We start from the raw sequence: 6156 nt of genomic DNA on the forward strand, positions 1-6156 counted from the left end.
TCCTTGGTGGAACCGTCCCTTCCCTCTTATGATGGTGGTGTTTCCGGTGAGCCTTCGGTAGAGCCGTCTCTTCCCTCTTATGAGGGCGGTGTTTTCGGCGAGTCCTTGGTGGAACCGTCCCTTCCGTCTTATGAAGGCGGTGTTTCTGGCGAATCCTTGGTGGAACCGTCCCTTCCCTCTTATGAAGGTGGTGTTTCTGGCGAATCCTTGGTAGAACCAGCGCTTCCGTCTTATGAAGGCGGTGTTTCCGGTGAGCCTTCGGTAGAGCCGTCTCTTCCGTCTTATGAAGGTGGCGTTTCCGGTGAGCCTGAGATACAGGAGGCTCTCCCAGAGTACAAAGAAGACACTCAACTTCCTCAGACCAAAGTGGAGACCAAAGCTGTTCCTTATGAAACCGTTTATGAAAAGAATGAGGAACTAGACCACGGCGTTACAAGAGTAAAAATTCCGGGTGTTGAGGGACAAGAACAAGTTACTACTACCTATACTAAAGATCAAGCAAGTGGAAATATTTCTGGGAATAAAACTGTCAAAATAGTAGCTAACAAAGTTGATCAAGTTGTAGAAGTTGGAACTAAACCGAGTGTTGAAACTACTGTCCTATCTCATAAAACGATCTACCAGGTGAATCCTGCTTTGGGGTTCAGACGACAGGAAGTAGCGGTTGCGGGGCATGATGGTTCGGTGGAAACTAGGACGACTTATCAACTAGACAAGGCAACAGGTCAGGTGACGGTATCTGATACTACTAGACAAGTAAATCCAGCAGTCGATAAAGTGATTCAAGTTGGTAATGTGGAAAAAGTAATACAACCGATTTCCGTTACCGAGGAGCGAAGAGAGGATTCTTCTCTTGCTAAAAATATAGAAAAGGTAGCATCTGAAGGAGAAGTTGGTGAGAATACACTTACCAGAACATACGCTATCAATGAACAAACTGGTGAATTGATTAATCCTCAAGAAGCGAGTCAAATAACAAAACCAATGAAACCGAGAGTTATTTTAGTTGGTAGTCAGGAGGATAAACCACACTTACTTCCGGCTAATAGTGAGAGAGAAGATGCTGTGGATGTGTCTGCTCTGACCACAAGCGCGAGATCAGTAGATTTCTTACATGACAGTAAACTAAAAGCACAGTTAGAGCCTACCTACGATCCTCGAGATATTATAACAAAGAGAATTGCGCTCAGAAAAACACACCCAAATATCACTGACCAAGAAGTCAAAGATATGTTGCGCACAGAGTATCTTCAAAAACTGTCAATTCAAGAAAGCTTTGATCAGACGAAGACGCAAGCTGAGTCAAGTTTCAAAAAGATTGCCTCTCATACTTTGGGAATTATAGGAGATACCCCTGAAAATCGTAGCAAGGTCAAACAAGAGCTGGAGCAATACAAAGAGCAGATCTTGTTGGGACTGTCTTATATCAATCGTTTTTATAATATTCAATTTGGGGACACGAATATTCGTGATATTCTGGCCTTTAATCCAAGCTCATTTGGTAATAAGACAATGACCGCCTTGGATAGTTTGAAAAAATTAGGATCCATGTCTTATGAAGAGATGAAATTGACCAATAGTCCTCAAACATTTACAAAATACTTATCTACTATTACAGGTAAGGCTAGTTTGAAGGAATTTTTAGACAGCAATCGCCAACTCTTTACGTCAGATGATGCGGATACTTGGCTTAAAAAATCTAGCCAAGCTATGATTGTCGACAAACCATCTAAAGAAAATCCTTCAGCGTATATCGGGCTATATAGCAAGTTGACAGCTGGGGAAAAGGATTCTCGTAAACAAGAGGCTAATATGGCTGCTATTTTGGGACTTTTGAATGTGAAAGAACCACATGTTTACGTGATTAGTAATATGGCGACGATTACTTACGGTAACATTGGTTCCTATATAGATACTTCTCTTGCGCAGTCTAATCCAACTAAGTATCAGGCTGAGCTTGCTAGAGTCAAGTCTTTAATTGAAAAAGCGGCTGGGCAACAAGCCAACTATGTTGATACTCTTTATCGTATAACAAAACCAGAAAATCGTGATAAGTTGCTGACAAATCGCTTGATTATTGATACGATGAAGAAATATACAAGTAATCCGAATGCCCAGATTGATAACACTTGGTCACCAGCTACTGGTAGTGGGGCTGATAAGGGGGTCGACCAGTTTATGACTCCTATGAATTACTATTCTCCAGTAAGTAAGGTGGGAGCTGAGGCCAATGGATTAGGTGTCCGTTACTTTATAGATAGGGTTTTGGATGATAGAGGTTCAGCGACTTATTCTCATGAAATGACGCACTTACTAGATAGAACGGTCTTGTTTAATAATCACGGTCGTCGAGATGGCACAGGAGCAGAGTTTTATGCGCGTGGTATTTTTGAAAACTCCTATAATCCAGAAAAGGATACTTATTTCAATCTCAATTTTGTATATGATGAGAGTGATAAGAATGGATTTTACAATAAAACACCTGATCGATTTAAAACGGCAGAAGATTTGCAATCTTACATGAAGGGAAGTTTTGATGTTCTTTATACTCTAGATTACCTAGAAGCAGAGGCAAGTAGAAACTTATCTGCAGAAGACAAGATGAGTTATTTCAAAAAAATAATGCCGATTCCTTCAACAGGTCCTAGAACTTGGGTAGATTACCGTAATACAGCAGTTAAACCGACTCATAAGAGTGAGGAGATTCAAGCTCTGACCTTAGAAGATGCCAAAAAATTGACAGATATTGATAGTTTGATTGACAATCATATCATGGTTAATCGTTATATCATTGCTGGTTTTTCAGATAAAGGTAAAATTGTAGCAAATGGTTACTATACTGTTGATATGTTTGATACAATTTTTGGAGTTAGTGAAAATGATAAAGGTATGAGTGGGGATATTACATTCAGAAAACAAGCCTTTGAATTGATGGCTGCTTTGGGCTATTATGAAGGATTTGTTCCTTATGTTTCAAATCAATACAAACAAGTAGCAGAGGCTGAAAACAAGCCTTTATCTGATACTTACATTTTCAATAAAATTTTGAATGGTAAGAGCTATGCTGAGTTCAAAAAAGCACAGATCAAGGAAAGAGTGGATAGGCTCAATCAATTGAAACCTTTGACAATCCAATATGAAGGTCAGGAAATAAGTCTGACAAGTCAGAAGTTAAGTGAATTGATGCAGAAAGCTGTCCAAGAGGAGTTGAAACAGATTAAGGTAGGCAAAACAACTGCTCACACCTATACCTTTATCGAAACCCCAGTTCAAAAACTGAAACAAGCGATTTATAAAGCTTATCTCAAAGATTCAGATGACTTTAGACAGTCGATTTACAATAGTTAAGACAAAAGGGACATCTCTCTGGAATGAACATTCAGAGAGGTGTTTTTTGGTTCTTGTCAGATTTGCTACTCAATGAAAATCAAAAAGCAAACTAGGAAGCTAGTCGCAGGTTGCTCAAAGTCCAGCTTTGAGATTACAGATAAAACTGACGAAGTCAGCTCAAAACATGGTTTTGAGGTTGTAGATGAAACTGACGAAGTCAGCTCAAAACACCGTTTTGAGGTAGTAGATAAGACTGACGAAGTCAGTTACATATACATACGGTAAGGCGACGCGACGCTGACGGGGTTTGAAGAGATTTTCGAAGAGTATGACCTTGTTTCTTGAAAATGACAGTTTATATGAACATGGAGTGATTTTCAGACTTTTCCACAGATTTATAAGAGTGGGAAAATCTCATTAACATCAGAAATAGTAGTTAACTGAGAGTAAAAGAGTTCTAAAAAATTGGATAATTCACAGAAGTTATCCACAGATCGTGGACAAGCATGGGGATATATCTGATTTATTATTGCTAAATGGAGTTTATATATCCTTTTTTTGAATTGATGGTCTATTCTATGTAGCAAATATCAAGGCTGGAACTAGGATAATCTTTGTAAACAATATTATTTCATTTGTTGAACGGAGAGAATTTGAATGTTAATTGTTAGCTAGGAGGGGATGGGTTTTGGTAGAGAATAGTAGTAGTTCGTCAGAAAAGTTAAGACTTTGTACATTGTAATAAAAATAATTTTTTATGATTGAGTATTGAATCAGAAAGGCTTTAGGAAAAAATGTTTAGTCATTAACAACTTTTTCCACAATTGTGGATAAAGTTGTTAATAAGATGGTGTAGTTCAATATATTGGTGAAAGTAGTACCCCTTTGGAAGCTAAGATTTCGATTCAACCGGGGACAGGTGTTCATGGTGTCGTCTATCAGGACGAGATTCAAGTCCTTCAATTCCAAGTAGGGGAAAGCAAAAAAGATTTGTGCCTACCAACCCTGTATTTTGTTGCTGATAAGACCCTCGATTTCTATCTGAATCTGACTGTTAATGGACAACTGGTTGATCAAGCTCATATTTTAGTTGAAACGAGATAAAATATCTTCACAATTCATTTCCTTTCCGAATAAATAGATAGTGGCAGTGAATCTAGTAAACCTAGATTTAAAACTATGGTATAATAAAAGGAGGAAGTGGATGATTCTAAGACATCCAGGCATCAGCCCAACTAATGACTTGGTTGTTAAGAAAATTTTTAGCAATCCAGAAATCACTTGTCAATTTATCCGCGATATGCTGGACTTGCCAGCAAAAAATGTGACGATTTTGGAGGGAAGCAATATTCATGTCTTACCTTCCCTACCTTACTCGGCACAGGATTTCTATACCAGTATAGACGTCTTGGCGGAGTTGGATAACGGTACTCAGGTTATTATCGAAATACAAGTCCATCATCAGAATTTTTTCATCAATCGTTTATGGGCTTACCTGTGCAGTCAGGTCAATCAAAACCTAGAAAAAATTCGCCAACGAGAGGGCAATACTCACCAGAGCTACAAACATATTGCTCCAGTATACGCAATCGCTATTGTGGATAGTAATTATTTCTCAGATGATTTAGCATTTCACAGTTTTAGTATGCGAGAGGACACGACAGGTGAGGTTTTAACCATCACAAACAATGGACAAGAAAACCATCTAGTCAAGATGGCGTTCTTGGAACTTAAAAAATACAGAGAAACCAGCAAAGACGAGGTTCGCAAGCCGTGGTTGGAGTTTTTCGGGAATAAACCCTTTACCCAACAACCTGAGCGAGCCATCAGCCAAGCAGATCAACTGCTGGACTACAAGAGCTGGTCCGAGGAGGACAGGAAGATGTTTAGTCAACTACGTATGCGAGAAGAACAAGCGTTATTGGCTCAGGATTATGCCTTGGAAACAGCTAGGGCAGAAGGGATTGAACAAGGTTTAGAACGTGGTATTGAACAGGGACTGGAGCGTGGGAAAGTTGAAGGAAGAGTCTTTACTTTCCTAGATATGGTTCGCCAAGGTCTTTTGACTTCCGAGGTTGCCAGCCAGCAGTTAGGCATGGCCATCGCTGAGTTTGAGGCGCTGTTGTAAGACCATCACCAATACTAGTCAAGATGGCATTCTTGGAATTAAAAAAAATACAGAGAAACCAGCAAAGATAGCATTCGCAAACCGTGGTTGGAGTTTTTTGGGAATAAACCCTTTACCCAAGAACCCGAGCGAGCCATCAGTCAGGCAGACCAACTGCTGGACTATAAGAGCTGGTCCGAGGAGGACAGAAAGATGTTTAGTCAACTACGTATGCGTGAAGAACAAGCGCTATTGGCTCATGACTATGCTTTGGAGCAAGCTGAAGAAAAAGGCTTAGAACTGAACAGCACCCCAAAAGTTAGACAGAAAAAATCTAACTTTTGGGGTGTTTTTATTATGAAATTAACTTATGATGATAAAGTTCAGATCTATGAACTTAGAAAACAAGGATATAGCTTAGAGAAGCTTTCAAATAAATTTGGGATAAACAATTCTAATCTTAGGTACATGATTAAATTGATTGATCGTTACGGAATAGAGTTCGTCAAAAAAGGAAAAAATCGTTACTATTCTCCTCGTTTAAAACAAGAAATGATTGATAAAGTCCTACATGAAAATTGGTCTCAAGATAGAGTTTCTCTCGAATATGCTCTCCCAAATCGTGGTATGCTTCCAAATTGGATGGCACAATACAAGAAAAAACGGGTATAACTATTGTTGAAGAAAAACAAAAAGGGAGAACCAATACTAAAAAATGG

General features: G+C 39.1%; 3 protein-coding genes and 3 pseudogenes. All 6 read left to right on the forward strand.

The window, feature by feature from the left end:
* The coding region (locus tag HMPREF0851_RS15370; RefSeq protein ID WP_000313088.1) for a ZmpA/ZmpB/ZmpC family metallo-endopeptidase at nucleotides 1-3348 on the forward strand (3348 nt) is incomplete at its 5' end.
* Between the two features lie 72 nt (nucleotides 3349-3420).
* Nucleotides 3421-3615: a hypothetical protein gene (locus tag HMPREF0851_RS16530; RefSeq protein WP_000694307.1), complete on the forward strand. Its 195-nt coding sequence runs from the start codon at nucleotides 3421-3423 to the stop codon at nucleotides 3613-3615.
* Between the two features lie 585 nt (nucleotides 3616-4200).
* Nucleotides 4201-4434: pseudogene (locus tag HMPREF0851_RS13550) on the forward strand (alpha-L-fucosidase); the annotation flags it as partial.
* Nucleotides 4435-4534: 100 nt separating this feature from the next.
* The gene (locus HMPREF0851_RS13555; RefSeq protein ID WP_000603354.1) at nucleotides 4535-5458 is read left to right on the forward strand and encodes an Rpn family recombination-promoting nuclease/putative transposase; all 924 of its coding nucleotides are present in this window, start codon (nucleotides 4535-4537) and stop codon (nucleotides 5456-5458) included.
* A 14-nt stretch (nucleotides 5459-5472) separates the two neighbouring features.
* Nucleotides 5473-5737: pseudogene (locus tag HMPREF0851_RS16535) on the forward strand (hypothetical protein); the annotation flags it as partial.
* A gap of 57 nt (nucleotides 5738-5794) precedes the next feature.
* Nucleotides 5795-6156 (forward strand): annotated as a pseudogene (locus HMPREF0851_RS13560) (IS3 family transposase); the annotation flags it as partial.

Origin of the sequence: Streptococcus sp. M334, from assembly GCF_000187745.1 — a bacterium.
Classification (GTDB): Bacteria; Bacillota; Bacilli; order Lactobacillales; family Streptococcaceae; genus Streptococcus.